Source organism: Marinifilum sp. N1E240 (assembly GCF_009295825.1).
Lineage (GTDB): Bacteria > Bacteroidota > Bacteroidia > Bacteroidales > Marinifilaceae > Marinifilum_A > Marinifilum_A sediminis.
The window spans coordinates 525,565-542,446 of record NZ_WHKF01000001.1 but is presented as its reverse complement, the minus strand read 5'-3'; the positions used below and the strand labels follow the sequence as shown (position 1 = coordinate 542,446).

The following is a 16,882-nucleotide window of genomic DNA, read 5'->3' as shown; positions in this document are numbered from 1 at the left end:
TCTAATATCTTTTAGTTTAAACTTTAGTTCAGATAAAAATATATTACCCGTAAGACTAACACGAAAAAACTCAATTTATTGTACAATAACAAGAGGATTACAATAATATTCTTTCGAAATTTTCTTCAGGAATCAACTCTTGTCCCTGGTATCTTAAAAACAACTGTGCGGTTGCCAGAATATCCTTTTCACAATAAATTGCTATCCGCTCAATATCCTTATCATTCCAATACACCTCACCAACCATTGAGCCATCAATATCATCTTTTGGAGTAGGAATATCAAATACTTCACACAAAAGAGCAAGCGATGTGTAATGTTTGTAATCTCCAAATTTCCACAGTTCCATAGTATCGACAAACTGTACTTCCCAAGGTTTCTTTCCAGCAATATCAAGCACTTCTGGCAATTTCACTCCATTAACCAACATGCGCCTTGCTATATACGGAAAATCGAATTCTTTACCATTATGGGCACATAAGTTTCGGTTTGGTTTTGTGCAAAATCGAGTAAGCATATCTGCAAAATCTTCCAGCAATCTCTTCTCATCATCTCCATAAAATGATTTTGCTATAAACTTCCTAATTCCATCTTTCTGTGCTATCATTCCTGTTGAGATGCACACTATTTTACCAAATTCAGCGTAAATACCCGATCGTTGATATACATCTGCGGCACTCTCCTCTTCCGATCTAAAATAATTGGATTTTTTCTCCCAAAGCTCTTGTAGCTTTGGCGATAAAGTTTCAAAAGAATCTTGACCCGACACCGTTTCGATATCAATAAAGAGTAAACTCTCAGCTTTAATTTTATTCAGCATGATTAAGATTTATCATAAACAAAATCAAAAGTTATAAAAAAAGGAGACATTTACAAAGCCTCCTTTACAAATCTTATCAACAGTTTACAATTCAACTTTTAAATTTTTCTGAATGTAATGAGTTAAGATGTCAATCGCCACAATATTGTTACCTCCTTGTGGTACAATAATATCAGCATATCTTTTTGTAGGTTCAATAAATTGTAAGTGCATTGGCTTAACCGTTTTTTCATATCTGTCTAAAACCTTGTTCACCGATCTCCCTCTCTCTACAATATCTCTTTTTATTACTCTATTCAACCTGTCATCGGCATCACAGTCAACAAAAACCATAATATCCATCAAATCGCGTAACTCAGGTTGTGTTAAAGCCAATATACCTTCAACAATTACAACCTCCTTTGGCTCCACCTTAATGGTTTCCTCAGAACGCAAGCAAGTTAAATATGAATAAATAGGTTGATCTATGGCTTCACCTTTCTTCAACTGCCTTAAGTGTTCAACTAACAATTCAAACTCAATTGAATGAGGATGATCAAAATTCATTTCTTGTCTTTCTTCTAACTGAAGGTGAGCATTATCTCTATAGTAAGAATCTTGTGGCAAAACGGCCACTTCTCCTTGAGGTAATCTTTCTATTATTTTTCTAACTACTGTAGTTTTCCCGGAACCGGTTCCTCCGGCAATTCCAATAATCAACATGTTGTATGATATTTAGGTGTTTGGTACAAAAATGATAATTTTGCATTAAATTAGGCCGGAAAGTTACTAATTATTTAAAAAAGAATTGAAATGATTAAGCACATCGCAATGTTTAAATTCAAGGCTTTCGGGTCGGAGGAAGAAAAGAATAGCTATAACAACAGATTGATAGAAGCATTTGAAGGATTGGAAAATAAAGTTCCCGAAATTAAATTCTTACAAATAGGATTTGATGAATTACATTCAGATGCATCATTTGATTTTATTGTAAATGTTGATATAGAAAATTTAGACGCTTTATCGGTATATGCCAATCATCCCGAACATGTAAAAGCCGCTTCGGTAATAAAAGAGATGGCAGCAGACCGTAAAGTGATTGATTACGAATTTTAGTGCCAAAAGCCATATAACATCAAATTAATTAATCGTACAAAAAATGAGTTTGTATCCATTAAAATTTCAACCTATCCTAAAAGATAAAATTTGGGGTGGGAACAAATTAAAAACTGTGTTGAATAAAGATTTTTCTCCTCTGCCAAATGCTGGTGAGAGTTGGGAAATTTCTGGAGTTGAGGGAGATATTTCTGTTGTAAGTAATGGAAGACTTGCTGGTAATAACCTTGAAGAGTTGGTTGAAATTTATATGGGTGACCTTGTTGGTGATCATGTATTCGAAGAATTTGGACAGGAATTTCCATTGTTGATAAAATTTATCGATGCTAACGATGTTCTTTCAATTCAAGTTCATCCTGATGACGCAATGTCTAAAGAAAGACACAATGCTTTTGGTAAGACAGAAATGTGGTACGTTATAGAAGCTGACAAGGGATCTGAACTAATTGTAGGCTTCAATCAGGAAGTTGATAAAGCAAAATACGTAGCCAAACTTGAAGAAGGTAAGTTGGAAGAAATCCTTAACAATGAACCTGTTGAAAAAGGAAGTTGTTTCTTTATTCCTGCTGGTAGAGTTCATGCTATTGGCAAAGGAATTCTTTTAGCTGAAATTCAGCAAACTTCGGATGTTACCTATCGCATGTACGACTGGAACAGAACCGACGATAAAGGAAATCCTCGCGAGTTACATACTGATTTAGCAGTTGATGCTATCGACTATAGTTTCGAGAAAAAGTACAGAACAGATTACGAAACTGAAATTAATAAAACCAAAGAATTGGTTCGTTGCCCATATTTCACAACCAACACTTTAGAATTCGATAAAGAAACAGAGAAAGACTATTCAGCTTTAGATTCTTTTGTAATTTACATGTGTATGGAAGGTGATTTTACCATTGAAAGCGAAGGTGGAATTTTAACTACCGTGGAAAAAGGAGAATCAGTTTTGATTCCTGCAGCTCTAGATAATGTTACCTTAAAACCTACAGGTAAAACACAAATTCTGGAAGTATATCTTAAATAAATTTTAAAATATATAGTTAAACCTCTTTTTGTTGATACAGGAAGAGGTTTTTCTTTTCCATCAAATTCATCAAAGTCAATTGAATTTATTCTATCGATTTTCGGATAAATGTATAACTTTGCGCTCGAAAACAGAGAACCAATGAATATAAATACAGCAGAATTTGTGATGTCCAACTCGGACGTAAAAAAATGTCCTAAACAAGATAAACCTGAGTTTGCGTTTATCGGGCGATCAAATGTTGGAAAATCATCATTAATAAATATGCTGACCAACCATAAGAGTTTAGCCAAGACTTCGGCGAAGCCTGGTAAAACTCAGTTGGTAAACCATTTCATGATTAACAAAGAGTGGTATTTGGTTGATTTACCAGGTTATGGTTTTGCTAAGGTAGCAAAATCAACTCGTCAGCGATTTTCGAAATTGATTTTTAATTATATCGAAAGTCGTGAGAATTTGGTAACTCTTTTTGTTTTAATTGACGTTAGACATGAACCTCAGGCAAAAGATACAGAGTTTATGGAATGGCTAGGGATTAATGAAATTCCTTTTTCAATCATTTTTACCAAAGCAGATAAACTTACCAAGCGTAATCTGGCTGATAATCTGGCTGCCTACGAAAAGGAAATGCTGGAAATTTGGGAAGAAATGCCTCCATTTTTCGTAAGCTCTTCGAATTCTGGAATGGGAAAAGAGGAGATTTTGGATTACATCCATAACACAATGAACACATTACAAGAATAAAAGTAAAAGAAGATCTCTGCAAAGAAATCTTCTTTTTTATTTTAAATACAAGTTAAGATCAAAGAAATCAATTGGTCAAAATTTTTGCGACAATGAAATTTATTTAATTTTTTTGAAGCAATAATTCATAAATTTGCAAAGGAAAACTTATCTGATTTATAAATAAATAATACTTTAATGAAAGCCCCGATTAAAATTTTTGCTGGTTCAAACAGCGAGCATTTGGCAGGTAAAATTGCAGAAGCAGCAGGTTTAAGTGTTGGAGAGTCGAGTATCGTTAGATTTAGCGATGGAGAGTTTGAAACTTGTTACGAAGAAACAGTTCGTGGATCTCACGTTTTTATCGTTCAGTCAACTTATCCTCCAACGGATAACTTGATGGAATTATTATTAATGATTGATGCTGCAAAAAGAGCTTCGGCTTATAAAGTTTGTGCGGTTATTCCGTATTTCGGATTTGCTCGTCAAGACAGAAAAGATCGCCCAAGAGTTGCTATTGGAGCAAAATTAGTTGCTAATTTGTTGATGGCTGCTGGTGTTGATCGTGTTATGACAATGGATTTACACGCTGATCAAATACAAGGTTTCTTCGATATTCCAGTTGATCATCTTTATGGTTCTTCTGTATTACTTCCATATATCGAAGAGTTAAAACTTGATAATTTGGTAGTTGCTTCTCCTGATATGGGTGGTAGTAAAAGAGCTAATGCCTATGCTAAATATTTAAATGCAGGTTTAGCTATCTGTCACAAATCAAGAGAGAAAGCAAATGTAGTTGGGGAAATGACTGCAATTGGTGAAGTTGAAGGTAAAAATGTAGTTATTGTTGATGATATGATCGATACTGCAGGAACAATTACCAAAGCTGCCGATATGCTGAAAGAAAAAGGTGCTAAAAGTGTTCGCGCTATTGCATCGCATGCGGTTCTTTCAGGTCCTGCTTACGAAAGAATTGAAGAATCAGCTTTGGAAGAGGTAATTTTCACCAATTCTATTCCATTAAGAAAGGAGACATCTAAGATCCAGGAATTGACAATTGCTGATATTTTTGCTAAAACAATTATGAATGTTTACAATTGCGAATCAATAAGTTCCAATTTTATTTTATAATTCTTATATTTGCGCCGAATTTAGGTAAAACATATTTATAAACGTGTGATGGGATGTTAGCAGAACCTTTTTTACCGGGTGTTGAAGATGACATTGAGTAGCACAAAATTCATATCAAATGAAAACTTTAGAATTAACAGGTTCTTTAAGAACTGACTTAGGAAAAAAAGCTACTAAAGCTTTACGTAGAGCAGAAATGGTTCCATGTGAATTGTATGGTGGTGGCGAGAACGTTCACTTTGCAATTAGCGAAAAAGACATTAACAAATTGCTTTATACTCCTGAAACTTTCATCGTAAAATTCGATATCGAAGGAAAAGAGTTTACTGCAGTAATGAGAGATGTTCAATTTCACCCAACTACAGACAAAGCAATTCACGCTGACTTCTTCCAGGTATTCGAAGACAAAGCTTTCGAAGTTCAGATTCCTATCAAAGTAGAAGGATTCGCAAAAGGTGTTCAGGCTGGTGGTAAATTAGCTGTTAACTTGAGAAAATTAAAAGTTAAAGGTTTAATGAAAGATCTTCCTGAATTCTTACCTATCGACGTTACTGAATTAGGTCTTAGTAAGAGTACTCAGATTAAGGAGCTTGATTTCGAGAACCTTGAAATGCTTAATGCTAAGAATGCCGTTGTTGTACAAGTTAAGCTTACAAGAGCTGCTCGTGCTGCTGCAAATGCTACTACAGAAGAATAATCTTTTCTTTAGTAAAAAATATAACCTCCCTAGCCATTGGCATGGGAGGTTTTTTAATATCAGATAATAAGAGTTTAAGCTTTTCGAACAAATATTTTACCTTTGGTTCTGATATGATTCAATTCTTGAAAAAAATATTGGGGATCTCAGTATCTTCCAATAAGGAAATAAACAATAATCACATGAAATATCTGGTTGTGGGCTTGGGTAATATTGGTGCTGAATACCATAATACCCGTCACAATATTGGTTTTAATATTTTAGATGCTTTAGCCGAAACAGCTAAAATTGAATTTAAGGATGCGCGTTACGGTGCCATGGCTGAATACAAATTTAAAGGGCGAACTTATGTTTTGGTAAAACCAAGCACCTATATGAATTTGAGTGGTAAAGCCGTAAATTATTGGTTACAAAAGGAAAAAATCGAAGTTGAAAACATGATGATTCTTGTTGACGACCTTGCTTTGCCTTTTGGAACCTTGCGACTTCGTCCAAAAGGCAGCGATGCAGGTCATAATGGCTTAAAGCACATCAACGAAACCTTAGGGCATCAAAACTATGCACGCTTGCGTTTTGGAATTGGAGATGACTTTAACAAAGGTCAACAAATTGACTACGTACTAGGGAAATGGGGCGCTGAGGAAACGGAGAAGTTACCAGAACTGTACAAAATCTGTATCAATATGATTAAAGGAATGAGTACAATTGGAATACAACGCACCATGACTGCCTACAATACAAAAAAAGTAAGCAAATAATTTTCTAAACCGCACAACATGGACGAGAAGGTAAGAGTTGACAAATGGATGTGGGCAGTTCGGATATTTAAAACCCGAAGCATGGCAGCCGAAGCTTGTAAAAAAGGTAAGGTAAGCATCAATGGCGTTTCGATAAAACCATCAAGAGAAATCAGGTTGAACGAAAAAATCGACATTCGTGTTCCTCCTATCACTCGAAGCTACCAAGTAAAAGCGATATCCGGTAAACGAATGTCGGCTAAACTTGCAGTTGATTTTGTGGAAGATATTACAGCTCAGGATCAATTGGATTTGTTAAATGCAACCAAATCGTATGGATTTGAGCATAGACAAAGAGGAGCTGGTCGTCCAACAAAGCAGGAAAGAAGATTAATAGACAAATTGAAACAGTAACTGATAACTGATAAACATGATAATTGCACAAGAGAAAAAGAAAACCAACTTAGCAGAATACATTTTGTACATGTGGCAAGTTGAAGATATCATTAGAGCATATAAGTTTGATATCGAAACCATCGACAAAAATGTAATTTCTCAGTTTCAGCAAACTGCCGAAATCAGTAAAGAGATTCGTGATTGGTACGAGAATTTAATTGAGATGATGAAAATTGAGAAGGTGGAAGAGCGTGGTCATCTTCAGATTCTTAAAAACAATATTAACGAGTTGTACGATTTTCATTTGCACCTGCTAAACAATACCAAGGATGCTGCCTATACTGGATTTTTTCAACAAGCAAGTGGTAACATTTCAGAATTCCGCCAAAAGTCGCAGGCAAAAGAAGAAAATAACGACATTGAAGTCTGTTTGACTGCACTATATGGAATCTTAATGTTGAAACTACAGCAAAAAGAGATCTCGAAAGAAACTATTGCTGCTGTTACCACTTTCAGCCAGCTGATTTCTGATTTAACAGCCAAGTATAAAGCCTTCGAAGAAGAACAAGAATAACAAACCCCTCAGCCCAAATCAAATGAATATTCCAAGCAAATACAACAACTGGTTCTTACTTTTATTGGTATCATTTATTTGGGGAAGCCCTTACATATTAAGGGAAATTGCATTGGAAAGCTTCAGCCACAACCAGGTGGCTGCTTTTCAGGTTTTCATGTCGTTTCTACTATTCCTTCCCTTAATATTTAAGAATTTAAAGAAACTCTCCAAGGATAATATATTACCACTATTCCTTTCTGGAGTGACTGGAAATATTGGTCCCTCCTACTTTTTTGCTAAGGCTCAAACGCAAATCAATTCATCGGTTGCCGGCATGCTAAATGCAATGTTACCCATGATTACCTTGTTAATTGCCATTGCCCTATTCAAATCAAAAAGCAACAAAAAAGTAATAGGTGGCATTCTTCTGGGATTTGCAGGTACACTGATTATCAGCTTCTCGGGAGATTCACACGGAGAGTCTTATTTCTGGGGTGTTTTCTATGTATTTCTGGCTATTCTTTCCGTGGCAATAAGCATTAACATTGTGAGTTTTGCCTTGCCTAAATTAACAGGAACGGAAATTGCATCGCTGGCATTTTTATTTGTTGGACCTATGGCTGGTTGCTATCTTGCATTTACCGATTTAAGTGCTCCTTTAGCTTCTGAAGTTTTCTCAAAAAGTGCATTAATGCTTTCTCTTCTTGCTATTCTAACTTTTGCAGGAGTTATATTTTACAATCGCCTCATCAAGCAATCCTCACATATATTCGCAGCATCAATCGCATATATTATCCCTATTGTAGCCATTTTCTGGGGAATCGTAATTGGTGGCGATCACATTTCTCTGGCGCAAATTGCCTCAATAATTATTATATTAGTTGGTGTTAATTTAACGCATCGCTAATTGTGAACAAAAACATTCAACTATCCATTTTATCAGGAATTTTACTGGGATTACCATTTTGCATTCCCCAACTTTTTTTCCTAATATTTTTTGCATGGATTCCATTATTGTGGATTGAGGAAAAAACAAGTCATCACCCAAATCCATATCTCCTTTTCAATTATGCATTTTTAAGTTTTGCTATTTGGAATACCATGGCTTACTGGTGGGTTTCTCAAGCTCAACTGATAGGTGTCATCCTAATCATTTTAATCAATTCAATGCTGCTTGCGCTGATATTTTGGTTGATCAGCAAAGCAAAAAGCATTCTTAAAATATCTATTTTATTCCCTTTTCTTATTATTTGGTTAGGATTTGAATATTTCCATACCCGTTGGGATTTAGCCTGGCCATGGCTCAACCTGGGAAATACTTTTGCCTCAGTTCCACAATGGGTGCAATGGTACGATTTTACAGGAACACGCGGTGGTAGTTTGTGGATTATCTTGGTCAACATTAGCTTGTTTGTAATCATTAAACGCTCAAAAAATTTTCGCTACAGGCAAATTGTATTTTTAATTCTCTTACTAGGAATCCCTCTTCTTTATTCTTCCATTCGTATGGATAGTAGAGAAGTAGTGTTAGAACAGAAAACCTTTGCCCTCATCCAACCCAATTTGGATCCTTATACCGAAAAATTTGTACCCGAAAATGAGAGAATCCACTTCGAAGAATTTATCGCTACAGCGGATTCTATCTGTGAACTAATTCATCCAGATTATCTATTCGGACCCGAAACATTAATTCTTCAATCTATTGATGAAGAAAGACCAGATTCATCCTATTATTTCAGACAATTATTAAATCTGAAAAAGAAATATCCTAAAACCAGCTTTCTTTTGGGTGTTCACAGCAAGAAAGAGATAAAGGAAAAAGAAGATTCATACAATACAGCTCTATTTTTATCTGGTTCTACACCCGAATATTATCACAAAATAAAATTGGTCCCTTTATTTGAGAGAATGCCTTTCGATAAATATCTTGGGTTTCTAAAAGAATATTCATTAGAAATTGGCGGATATCACGGAACCTACAGTAGTCGAAATCAAAAAAAATATTTTTTATCTGATAGCACTGCTATTGTTCCTGTGGTTTGTTTTGAGTCTATTTTTGGAGATTACTGTGCTCAACGAGTTCCTGAACAGTCAGGCTTTCTATGCATGATTACCAATGATGGATGGTGGAAAACCACTCCTGGTTATCTCCATCATTTTAATTTTAGCCGCTTGCGTGCAATTGAAACCCGACGACATTACATTCGTGTAGCCAATAATGGAATTTCGGCACATATTAACTCCAAAGGCACGGTAATTGCTAAAACAAAATGGTGGCACAAAACAATACTTACAGGAGAACTAAGTTTATTAAAAGGACAAACATTCTATTCGGAGCATGGTGATTACATAGGCAGAATTTGTCTGTTTTTTAGTTTGCTTTTATTAATGTTTGTTAAAATTCGTGCTTACACCACCCAATTGCCAAAAAAATAATTGGAAAAGGTTTATTTTTAAGCAGTATTTAAAAACTTCATAAACACATATCATATGCATCGATTACTACTTGCCCTTTTGGCTTTTTGCATGATTACAGGAAACTCCTATGCAGCCAAACACAAAAAAATAGAGAAGACTTTTAAGTCTGTTGAAAACCTTAAAATAGACGCTCACTACGGCAAAATTCAGATTAAAACCTGGGATAAAGACGAAATTCGTTTCGAGGTTTTAATTACGGTTGACGGATCGAAAGAAGAGAAAAACGAAACCATGGCTGAGAACATTAATATCGACTTCACCGAAGGCGATCAGCAATTGGTAGCTCAGACCGTTTTAGGTGATTTCTTCTCTATTAAGAAGTTAACCAATTCCTTATTCAATAAAGGAAAGATTAAGATTAACTACAGTGTACAAATGCCAGCCAATGTAAATCTGGAATTGGTGCACAAAAATGGCGATGTCTTCATGGATGATCACAATGCAAAACTTAACTTGGATCATAGCAACGGAAACTTTACTGCAAAGGCATTAAATGGTGAGAACAATCTAAAACTATCTAGCGTAAAGCTAAAAGTGGATCAATTGAACAACACTGAATTGGAAGCCGCCGGATCGAAATTAAAAATTGAGAATGCAAATAAGATTACTGGTGAAAGTCGCGATTCTGAATTCAACATCCAGGTTATCGACAATTTAAACATTAAATCATCTCGCGATAAATTCGATATTAAAGAGATTGAATACCTATACGGATCGTCGAATTTCTCGAAGTTCGAAATTGCACAAATGGGTGGTGAAATTGATTACGATCTAAAATTTGGTCACATCAATGTTTTCAACATTAACAACATGTACTCTTTTATTAAGCTCGATTCGAAATATGCAAACATTGGCTTAAGCTTTATGGAGGGCTGCAATATGGAGTATGAAATCAATCACAAGTCGGTTAAGTTCGATAACTCGAACGATTTTACATTGAAAAACGAAACAACCGCCGACAAGAAAACTTTTGTAGCCAAAGGAAAAATTGGCAACAAGAAAACCTTCTCGAAACTTAATATTCGCGCAAACAACTGTAAAATGCGTTTGGAATAAAACTCCTGAATCTTACAAAAAGAACTTTTAAAAAAGACCAACTCCTAGTTGGTCTTTTTTGTGTTTTTTTCTTTTGGGTAGTACTTAAATAATAAATATTCATTAGTATAATTAAACACCATAACCTTCATTATAACATTTAATATTACTTGCATCAATAATCTCAATTCGTTTCTTCTTAATATTTAACCTCCATGAATTAATAATATTTACAAAGAATTCTTCTGTTTGGAATTCTTGTTTTTGAATTCTAGCTAAAGCCACTATTTCACAATCAATTTCTTCATCAAGAAAACACATCATATTTTGTAAATAACAGTTATCCTCCCTATTTACTTTCAGAATGTCTATAATTTTGAACTGATCTTCGTGTAGGCTCTCCATAAATAACAAATAGGAAGTTTCGTTAAATAATATTGTCATCCCATATTTTTGGTTTTGGAATTGTCCAATATAGCCTTTTGCATACAGACTGTAATCTTCAAATGAAGTCAGTTCTGAATATTTTGAATATAAACTATCAGAAGTAATAGTGTATCTATCGAATAACTTAAAATTCTGTGCCTGAGTTGGCATAAACACAATAAATATAAATAGGATAGCAAAGATTTGCTTCATAATGTCTGATTATAGAATTGCTGAGTTTCATGTCTATTTTAATAGTATTGCTTTATTAACCAAACAAATGATCAAACTCAAATTTAATTCACTAGTAAAAAACTATTTCTTCAACTTTTCCTTTTTCAAGAAATTATAAATAAGTCCATTTTCTAAAGCAGCTGCAACCAATAGAATGCCAAATAACGTTTGATAATTTTCGGTTCCTCTATACAAATAAGAGGCTGATAGAATTACAGCAGCCCATATAATCGCATTAATTATTAAGATTTTTTTCATATGCTCATTAATTGTTTTCGGTAATTACTTTCAAAATTGCAGGTATGATCGGCGCCACTCCTCTTTGTGGCCAATGCTGACTGTAATTTACAGCAATAGCTGTTTTTATTTCAGGAAAATAAACTACCTGTGTGCCCCAAAAACCTGAATGAGAATATGCCTCTTTACCATCAATATCCATTTTCCAGATTCCCATTCTGTAATCCAAAGATTGCTCGGTATTGTAGACCACAGGTTCCAACATTTTATTTAAGGTACTTTTGTTGTGGAATACCTCATGAGCAAATAGTTTTTGATAGAAAATGCTCAAATCAGCTGTAGTTGATAACAATCCTCCACCACCATAATAATCCAGCGATGGATGAAAATTGTACGTATCTGCATTCTCATGATACTGATGAACCCTTCTTCCTGAAAAATCACCCTCAAAATCTTCCATATAGGTATCATTCAAACCCAAAGCTTTCAGGTTTAATTGTTCCATTATGGCATCACCCATCGATTTTCCTGTGATGCGTTCTATTATTTCACCAAGTAAAATGTATCCGGTATCCGAATAACTAAATTGCTTGCCTACTTCCCCAACTGGTGTAGCGTAAGTAATCAAATCGGTAATCGTCTCGGTTCGCGTCCACACATGTCTTGTGTTCATGAATTCGATCGAAAACTTATGCGATTGGGTATGCTCGGCAAGACCACTCGAATGAGTCAATAAATGTCTGATTAAGATCTGATCCACCTTGTATCCTCCACCTTTTAAAATATCAATATGCTCTTCCGAAACATACTTAGCAATTGGATCATCCAAACTCAATTTCTCATCCTCCCACAAGCGTAGAACCGTAGCTGCTACAAATGTTTTGGTTACACTGGCAATTCTAAATGTCTGATCAGACTTTAATACCGTTTTGTCTTCCTTATCGGATACGCCAGATGCTCCACTCCAAACAATATCCTTGTCTACAGAATTAACATTTACCAAAATCCCGGGGTTGTTTTCATTCACTTCTTTATCCAATTCCACTTGAAATTGCTTGATACAATCAGCTTTTTTATCAACACAACTAGAGATTAGCAGGGTTACAAATACAATTAAAAATGTAAATTTTGTGAGTTTCATATTGGGTTAATTTATTATTGGTGGTTCTATTTATTCTTTAAATTCCTATTTCCCGAAAAGGTATAAAAAAGGAAACAGCCTAACAGCATTGCGATAACGCCAATCATGATATCGTAAGATTTTAGATGCGGAATTATTGAGGATAAGAATTCTTGAAAGCTTTCTTTACCGATGAAGAGAAAAATTAAAGCAGCTATTATCGCTAAATATGCAAAACCTTTAACAACAAGAGGATGTTTTGATGCCTTAGCAGCTATTATCAGCAAAACTCCAAATACGATCCTAACGACAATTGCAGAAACATACAACCAACTGCTTTCCTGATGGTCTTCCATCCACGCAAAAATAATTTCAGGTTGAACCAGCAATAAAATACCTAAAAGAAAAATCAGTACTCCTAATAATCTGATGGCGAATTTCATGATTGAGTTTTTTAAGAATATTTGCTAATTGATAGAAATAGTCAATTTACCTCATCAAGTTACATGAATTAGTAGCAGTCTAAAAGCCTTTATTTAAAACTATATCTCCTATTATTTGTAAACATTTTTGATACATATTTTTAATATTTCAGTTCTAATTCGTTTATATCTTTATTTACCTTAATCCAAGGTAATTCAGTTTTTGAAGTATCCACCGATTCAATTATTTTTAAGAAACTCGTTAATTTTGTTACTTCAACGATTCTCCGATTATAACCCAATACACCATTATCTTGCATTTGAAATTCAATTGTTTTAAACTCAAAATGTCAATTTTCATAAAGTACTGTTTGCGTTTTCCACTCTCCAGTCCGATCAAATAATTCTGTTATAATCCCAGTTAATAAAACAGCAGCAACTGTCACTATACCTATATAATTCTTTGGCTTTTTAAATGAAAGAAAATGCAATATTGCGTAGATAACTCCTAAAAATGTTGCAACAGCACATATATTTCTTATCAATTCATTTGTAATTACAAGATCTGTAACAATTGTAATGATCCATACTATTGATGCAATTGTCCAAAATACAACAATCAGAATATCTATAATTTTCTTAATCATTTATTCTCTCCCCATTTTGCATTTGCTACTTTTATGAATGAACGATATTTTTCTTTATCACCATCAATATATAATTTGAAAGTTGAATTATCCTTCCTGGTTATTAAAAGGTAAGAACTATACGTCCATGCCTGTGTGTTATCAACCGATTCAATATTTACAATATCAGAATAATAGGCAAATTCCTTATATGATTTACTCTCATCCTTGTCAACCCAGTATGACGCAATTCTATAATCAGTGATTAAATTTCCACTAGTCTTAATATTCATAGAAGTCGAGAATAAAAGTAATTTTTCATTGTCATTTAGCAATCCTAGTTTTTGTATATAATCCAGATCAGAATCAGATAATTTGCTATCATTCAGTATTAATGAACAACTTGCTGTACAAAACATCAGTAAGAATATTAATCGCATCTTTTTCATCTAAATTAATTTTTAACAATATATCCCAACCTTAGTATATTTAGTTTTGTCATTGAATCTACAAAACAATAAGCCTTTAACAAAGCATTGTAAATGATATTTTAAACCAGCTTGTTCAGAAAATTTAACTATTGACACACTTTAATGAACAGACTCTTGAATAGCCCCTTATTTTATTTGAACACTGTGGTACTTGTTCCGTAACTGACTTGATCTGATCCGTAACAATGGTTTTATCTTCCGTACACAATTTTTCCCGTTCCGTTACAGCTTGCTGGTATTCCGTTCAGAGTTTCACAAAGGGAAGCTACTCTTTGCTGTTACGGAAGTCTCATCTCGTGTCACGGAAACTATTTTGGCTGTCACGGAAGGATAAGCCTGTGTTACGGAACTATCACCAAGGCGTACGGAAAACCTATACGATCTCACAAATGAGAACTTTTAACATCTTTTAAAGTCAAGGATCGCATGCTTTTTGCTATATTCAACCGAAACAAAAATTGACAACATGAAAAAATTAGCAATATTATTACTTGTATGTTTTAGCATAAGCCCGGCATTCGCTCAAAAAAAATTGAAACAACATTTCGAGAAAGACTTAATTAGCTATACCACCGCTTTTAACAACAAACAGTGGAATGTGGTTACCGAAATGATGTATCCTCGTGTTTTTGAGATGATGAGCAAAGACAATATGGTAATGATAATGCAAGGAATGGACAATATGGGCGTGAAAATGACCACCGATTTTAAATCCATCGATAAAATTTCGGATGTTGTGGAATCGGGCAAAGAAAAATATTGCAAGATATACTACTATGGTGTGGTTAAGGTAAAACTTTCGGGTTTAATGAGCCAGGGCAGTAGTTTGGTACAGCCAAAATTCGAAGCGGAATTCGGAAAAGAGAACGTAAAGTACAACGAAGAAAGCAATTCGTTTACCATACAGGCACACCGATCGATGGTGGCTGTTGCCGATAAAAAAACGGATAACTGGAAATATATAGATATCAATTCTCCACAGGCCAAAGGACTTCAAAAACTGATACCTGCAAATGTAAAACAGAGATTGAATTAAATTCAATACCAAATATCAAGCAACAAGTAGTAAAAATTGAACTTAAAGCTATTATCAGTATTGGAATAAAAGCAGATTTCAATTATCTTAGAAAAAGAACACAATCCCCTTTAGAACATTTCCAAAAAAATCGGAAGGTCACGGGGGTCTAAACACCACTCTCTATGAAAATATATTTCTCAGGATCGATACGAGGAGGACAGCAAGATGCTGAACTTTATCAGGAAATCATTACAGATTTAAAACAATATGGTACTGTACTAACCGAACATATCGGAAATAAAATACAGGATAGCAGTTTAAACGACGAAGAAATTCATAACCGTGACGTGGAGTGGCTGGAAGAATCGGATGTGGTCGTTGCCGAAGTTACCACTACATCACTGGGAGTTGGCTATGAAATTGGTCGCGCTGTTGAAATGAAAAAGCCAATTGTTTGTTTGTATAGAACCGAATTTGGAAAAAATGTTTCGGCTATGATTCGTGGGTGTGCTCAGTTGAAATGTTTCAAATACAGTACGCTCGACGAAGCTAAAACAATCCTAAAAAAACATTTTAATGCCATTAACATGAACTGGAGAGATTTCTCCTATCTAAAAAATGGGACTCCTACCCAGTTAGAGGCATACAAGTGCTTAAACAAACTGCATATATTCGATTCACTTCATGAATACAATCCTACTCTTACCGGAACTATTCCTATTGATATTGCGATAGATTCGAGCGATTTGGATATTGTTTGCTACTATATGGATGCAGATCGATTTGAGTCAAGAGTTGAATCTCTGTTTGGAAAGCAAAAAGGATTTACAATTGAGCAAAAAGAAAAGGATGGCTATTGGGTAGTGGTTGCCCGATTTAAATTCCAAAATTTCGATATCGAGATATATGGTTCTCTTTTCCCGGTTATCTCACAAAACTCTTATCGCCATATGCTGATAGAGGATAGAGTGTTGAAACTATTGGGAGAGGAATTTAAACAACAAGTAATTCAACTAAAAAAAGATGGATTAAAAACAGAGCCAGCTTTTGCCCAGCTTTTACAATTATCGGGTAATCCGTACGTTGAGCTTTTAAAACTTGAGTTGTACTCCGACAATAAAATCAAAGAAATGTGGGAATTAAATCCCAATCAGGCATAACTACAGATTAGGCAATGATAATAGGCTATTCGACAAATGATTTTCTGATTATTTAAAGAATAGCCTATTTTTGGATGAAGAAAATTGTGAAGATGAAAGAGCAGAACTGTTGGGAATATTTTAATTGTGGTAGAGAGCCTGGAGGAGTAAACACTAATGAATTAGGAATTTGCCCAGCAAGTACATTAAAACAAAACACTGGCATAAACGGTGGAACGTACGCTGGAAGATACTGCTGGACTGTTGAAGGAACCTTGTGCGATCATAAAATACAAGGTGGTTTGGAAGACAAATTACTCTCTTGCATCAATTGCAGTTTCTTTAAACTGGTAAATCAGGAAGAGGGACGTGAGTTTATATTACTTACCGAAGAAGTCCTCAAAAAACAATAAAAAACGAAAATATCGTATTTAAGTCAATTCAAAATTACAATCCATCAATCAAAGTTGGGAAAAG

The 16,882-nt window shown here is 34.6% G+C and carries 22 protein-coding genes; 14 read left to right on the top strand and 8 right to left on the bottom strand.

Translation table 11 applies throughout. The features are described from left to right. Positions 1 to 97 precede the first annotated feature (97 nt). On the bottom strand, positions 98 to 820 hold the full coding sequence (locus GCQ56_RS02415; protein ID WP_152732795.1) for a 3'-5' exonuclease: 723 nt from the start codon (positions 818 to 820) through the stop codon (positions 98 to 100). Positions 821 to 904: 84 nt separating this feature from the next. Beyond that, entirely contained in the window at positions 905 to 1,522 is a 618-nt protein-coding gene (gene udk, locus GCQ56_RS02410) for a uridine kinase (protein ID WP_152732794.1), read from the bottom strand. A 90-nt stretch (positions 1,523 to 1,612) separates the two neighbouring features. Between udk and GCQ56_RS02405 the strand changes: the two genes are divergently transcribed. The 11 genes from GCQ56_RS02405 (at position 1,613) to GCQ56_RS02355 (ending at position 10,713) form a co-directional block, all read left to right on the top strand. Then, the gene (locus GCQ56_RS02405; RefSeq protein WP_152732793.1) at positions 1,613 to 1,915 is read left to right on the top strand and encodes a Dabb family protein; all 303 of its coding nucleotides are present in this window, start codon (positions 1,613 to 1,615) and stop codon (positions 1,913 to 1,915) included. Positions 1,916 to 1,958: 43 nt separating this feature from the next. After that, positions 1,959 to 2,939, top strand: coding sequence for a type I phosphomannose isomerase catalytic subunit (locus GCQ56_RS02400; RefSeq protein WP_152732792.1), 981 nt, complete (start codon positions 1,959 to 1,961; stop codon positions 2,937 to 2,939). 141 nt (positions 2,940 to 3,080) lie between these two features. Then, entirely contained in the window at positions 3,081 to 3,683 is a 603-nt protein-coding gene (gene yihA, locus GCQ56_RS02395; protein ID WP_152732791.1) for a ribosome biogenesis GTP-binding protein YihA/YsxC, read from the top strand. 189 nt (positions 3,684 to 3,872) lie between these two features. After that, positions 3,873 to 4,793, top strand: coding sequence for a ribose-phosphate pyrophosphokinase (locus tag GCQ56_RS02390; protein ID WP_366139675.1), 921 nt, complete (start codon positions 3,873 to 3,875; stop codon positions 4,791 to 4,793). A gap of 118 nt (positions 4,794 to 4,911) precedes the next feature. Then, positions 4,912 to 5,490 (top strand): 50S ribosomal protein L25/general stress protein Ctc, encoded by a 579-nt coding sequence (locus GCQ56_RS02385; protein WP_152732789.1) that lies wholly within the window; start codon positions 4,912 to 4,914, stop codon positions 5,488 to 5,490. Between the two features lie 182 nt (positions 5,491 to 5,672). Further along, the gene (gene pth, locus GCQ56_RS02380) at positions 5,673 to 6,248 is read left to right on the top strand and encodes an aminoacyl-tRNA hydrolase (RefSeq protein ID WP_152732788.1); all 576 of its coding nucleotides are present in this window, start codon (positions 5,673 to 5,675) and stop codon (positions 6,246 to 6,248) included. Between the two features lie 18 nt (positions 6,249 to 6,266). Further along, the gene (locus tag GCQ56_RS02375) at positions 6,267 to 6,641 is read left to right on the top strand and encodes an RNA-binding S4 domain-containing protein (RefSeq protein ID WP_152732787.1); all 375 of its coding nucleotides are present in this window, start codon (positions 6,267 to 6,269) and stop codon (positions 6,639 to 6,641) included. Positions 6,642 to 6,657: 16 nt separating this feature from the next. Continuing rightward, on the top strand, positions 6,658 to 7,197 hold the full coding sequence (locus GCQ56_RS02370) for a DUF4924 family protein (protein WP_152732786.1): 540 nt from the start codon (positions 6,658 to 6,660) through the stop codon (positions 7,195 to 7,197). A gap of 22 nt (positions 7,198 to 7,219) precedes the next feature. After that, positions 7,220 to 8,086 carry a DMT family transporter gene (locus GCQ56_RS02365; protein WP_152732785.1) on the top strand — a complete coding sequence of 289 codons (867 nt, stop codon included), beginning with the start codon at positions 7,220 to 7,222 and terminating at the stop codon, positions 8,084 to 8,086. A gap of 2 nt (positions 8,087 to 8,088) precedes the next feature. Further along, on the top strand, positions 8,089 to 9,615 hold the full coding sequence (lnt, locus tag GCQ56_RS02360; protein ID WP_152732784.1) for an apolipoprotein N-acyltransferase: 1,527 nt from the start codon (positions 8,089 to 8,091) through the stop codon (positions 9,613 to 9,615). A gap of 54 nt (positions 9,616 to 9,669) precedes the next feature. Further along, a complete protein-coding gene (locus GCQ56_RS02355; protein WP_152732783.1) occupies positions 9,670 to 10,713 on the top strand; it encodes a hypothetical protein in 1,044 nt (347 codons plus the stop codon). 111 nt (positions 10,714 to 10,824) lie between these two features. Here the strand turns inward: GCQ56_RS02355 and GCQ56_RS02350 are convergent, their stop codons facing one another. The 6 genes from GCQ56_RS02350 to GCQ56_RS02330 form a co-directional block, all read right to left on the bottom strand. Then, on the bottom strand, positions 10,825 to 11,331 hold the full coding sequence (locus GCQ56_RS02350; RefSeq protein ID WP_152732782.1) for a hypothetical protein: 507 nt from the start codon (positions 11,329 to 11,331) through the stop codon (positions 10,825 to 10,827). A 102-nt stretch (positions 11,332 to 11,433) separates the two neighbouring features. Continuing rightward, positions 11,434 to 11,610, bottom strand: coding sequence for a hypothetical protein (locus tag GCQ56_RS20235; protein ID WP_193323693.1), 177 nt, complete (start codon positions 11,608 to 11,610; stop codon positions 11,434 to 11,436). 7 nt (positions 11,611 to 11,617) lie between these two features. Further along, a complete protein-coding gene (locus GCQ56_RS02345; RefSeq protein ID WP_152732781.1) occupies positions 11,618 to 12,730 on the bottom strand; it encodes a serine hydrolase in 1,113 nt (370 codons plus the stop codon). Between the two features lie 26 nt (positions 12,731 to 12,756). After that, the gene (locus GCQ56_RS02340) at positions 12,757 to 13,152 is read right to left on the bottom strand and encodes a hypothetical protein (RefSeq protein ID WP_152732780.1); all 396 of its coding nucleotides are present in this window, start codon (positions 13,150 to 13,152) and stop codon (positions 12,757 to 12,759) included. Positions 13,153 to 13,481: 329 nt separating this feature from the next. Continuing rightward, positions 13,482 to 13,778, bottom strand: a complete 297-nt coding sequence (locus GCQ56_RS02335) for a hypothetical protein (protein ID WP_152732779.1) — start codon at positions 13,776 to 13,778, stop codon at positions 13,482 to 13,484. Then, entirely contained in the window at positions 13,775 to 14,206 is a 432-nt protein-coding gene (locus GCQ56_RS02330; RefSeq protein ID WP_152732778.1) for a hypothetical protein, read from the bottom strand. Before GCQ56_RS02330 ends, GCQ56_RS02335 begins: the two co-directional genes overlap by 4 nt. Before the next feature lie 508 nt (positions 14,207 to 14,714). Between GCQ56_RS02330 and GCQ56_RS02325 the strand changes: the two genes are divergently transcribed. The 3 genes from GCQ56_RS02325 (at position 14,715) to GCQ56_RS02315 (ending at position 16,818) form a co-directional block, all read left to right on the top strand. Beyond that, the gene (locus GCQ56_RS02325) at positions 14,715 to 15,284 is read left to right on the top strand and encodes a hypothetical protein (protein ID WP_152732777.1); all 570 of its coding nucleotides are present in this window, start codon (positions 14,715 to 14,717) and stop codon (positions 15,282 to 15,284) included. Positions 15,285 to 15,448: 164 nt separating this feature from the next. Next, positions 15,449 to 16,426, top strand: a complete 978-nt coding sequence (locus GCQ56_RS02320; RefSeq protein ID WP_152732776.1) for a DUF4269 domain-containing protein — start codon at positions 15,449 to 15,451, stop codon at positions 16,424 to 16,426. Positions 16,427 to 16,518: 92 nt separating this feature from the next. Continuing rightward, complete coding sequence (locus GCQ56_RS02315) at positions 16,519 to 16,818, top strand: two-CW domain-containing protein (protein ID WP_152732775.1); 300 nt, start codon at positions 16,519 to 16,521, stop codon at positions 16,816 to 16,818. The last annotated feature ends 64 nt before the right edge of the window (positions 16,819 to 16,882 follow it).

Bases quoted from the DNA above. Each gene is read 5' to 3' on its own strand.
- GCQ56_RS02415 (WP_152732795.1), bottom strand. From the start codon at position 820: ATGCTGAATAAAATTAAAGCTGAGAGTTTACTCTTTATTGATATCGAA.
- udk (WP_152732794.1), bottom strand. From the start codon at position 1,522: ATGTTGATTATTGGAATTGCCGGAGGAACCGGTTCCGGGAAAACTACA.
- GCQ56_RS02405 (WP_152732793.1), top strand. From the start codon at position 1,613: ATGATTAAGCACATCGCAATGTTTAAATTCAAGGCTTTCGGGTCGGAG.
- GCQ56_RS02400 (WP_152732792.1), top strand. From the start codon at position 1,959: ATGAGTTTGTATCCATTAAAATTTCAACCTATCCTAAAAGATAAAATT.
- yihA (WP_152732791.1), top strand. From the start codon at position 3,081: ATGAATATAAATACAGCAGAATTTGTGATGTCCAACTCGGACGTAAAA.
- GCQ56_RS02385 (WP_152732789.1), top strand. From the start codon at position 4,912: ATGAAAACTTTAGAATTAACAGGTTCTTTAAGAACTGACTTAGGAAAA.
- pth (WP_152732788.1), top strand. From the start codon at position 5,673: ATGAAATATCTGGTTGTGGGCTTGGGTAATATTGGTGCTGAATACCAT.
- GCQ56_RS02375 (WP_152732787.1), top strand. From the start codon at position 6,267: ATGGACGAGAAGGTAAGAGTTGACAAATGGATGTGGGCAGTTCGGATA.
- GCQ56_RS02370 (WP_152732786.1), top strand. From the start codon at position 6,658: ATGATAATTGCACAAGAGAAAAAGAAAACCAACTTAGCAGAATACATT.
- GCQ56_RS02365 (WP_152732785.1), top strand. From the start codon at position 7,220: ATGAATATTCCAAGCAAATACAACAACTGGTTCTTACTTTTATTGGTA.
- GCQ56_RS02355 (WP_152732783.1), top strand. From the start codon at position 9,670: ATGCATCGATTACTACTTGCCCTTTTGGCTTTTTGCATGATTACAGGA.
- GCQ56_RS02350 (WP_152732782.1), bottom strand. From the start codon at position 11,331: ATGAAGCAAATCTTTGCTATCCTATTTATATTTATTGTGTTTATGCCA.
- GCQ56_RS20235 (WP_193323693.1), bottom strand. From the start codon at position 11,610: ATGAAAAAAATCTTAATAATTAATGCGATTATATGGGCTGCTGTAATT.
- GCQ56_RS02345 (WP_152732781.1), bottom strand. From the start codon at position 12,730: ATGAAACTCACAAAATTTACATTTTTAATTGTATTTGTAACCCTGCTA.
- GCQ56_RS02340 (WP_152732780.1), bottom strand. From the start codon at position 13,152: ATGAAATTCGCCATCAGATTATTAGGAGTACTGATTTTTCTTTTAGGT.
- GCQ56_RS02335 (WP_152732779.1), bottom strand. From the start codon at position 13,778: ATGATTAAGAAAATTATAGATATTCTGATTGTTGTATTTTGGACAATT.
- GCQ56_RS02330 (WP_152732778.1), bottom strand. From the start codon at position 14,206: ATGAAAAAGATGCGATTAATATTCTTACTGATGTTTTGTACAGCAAGT.
- GCQ56_RS02325 (WP_152732777.1), top strand. From the start codon at position 14,715: ATGAAAAAATTAGCAATATTATTACTTGTATGTTTTAGCATAAGCCCG.
- GCQ56_RS02320 (WP_152732776.1), top strand. From the start codon at position 15,449: ATGAAAATATATTTCTCAGGATCGATACGAGGAGGACAGCAAGATGCT.
- GCQ56_RS02315 (WP_152732775.1), top strand. From the start codon at position 16,519: ATGAAAGAGCAGAACTGTTGGGAATATTTTAATTGTGGTAGAGAGCCT.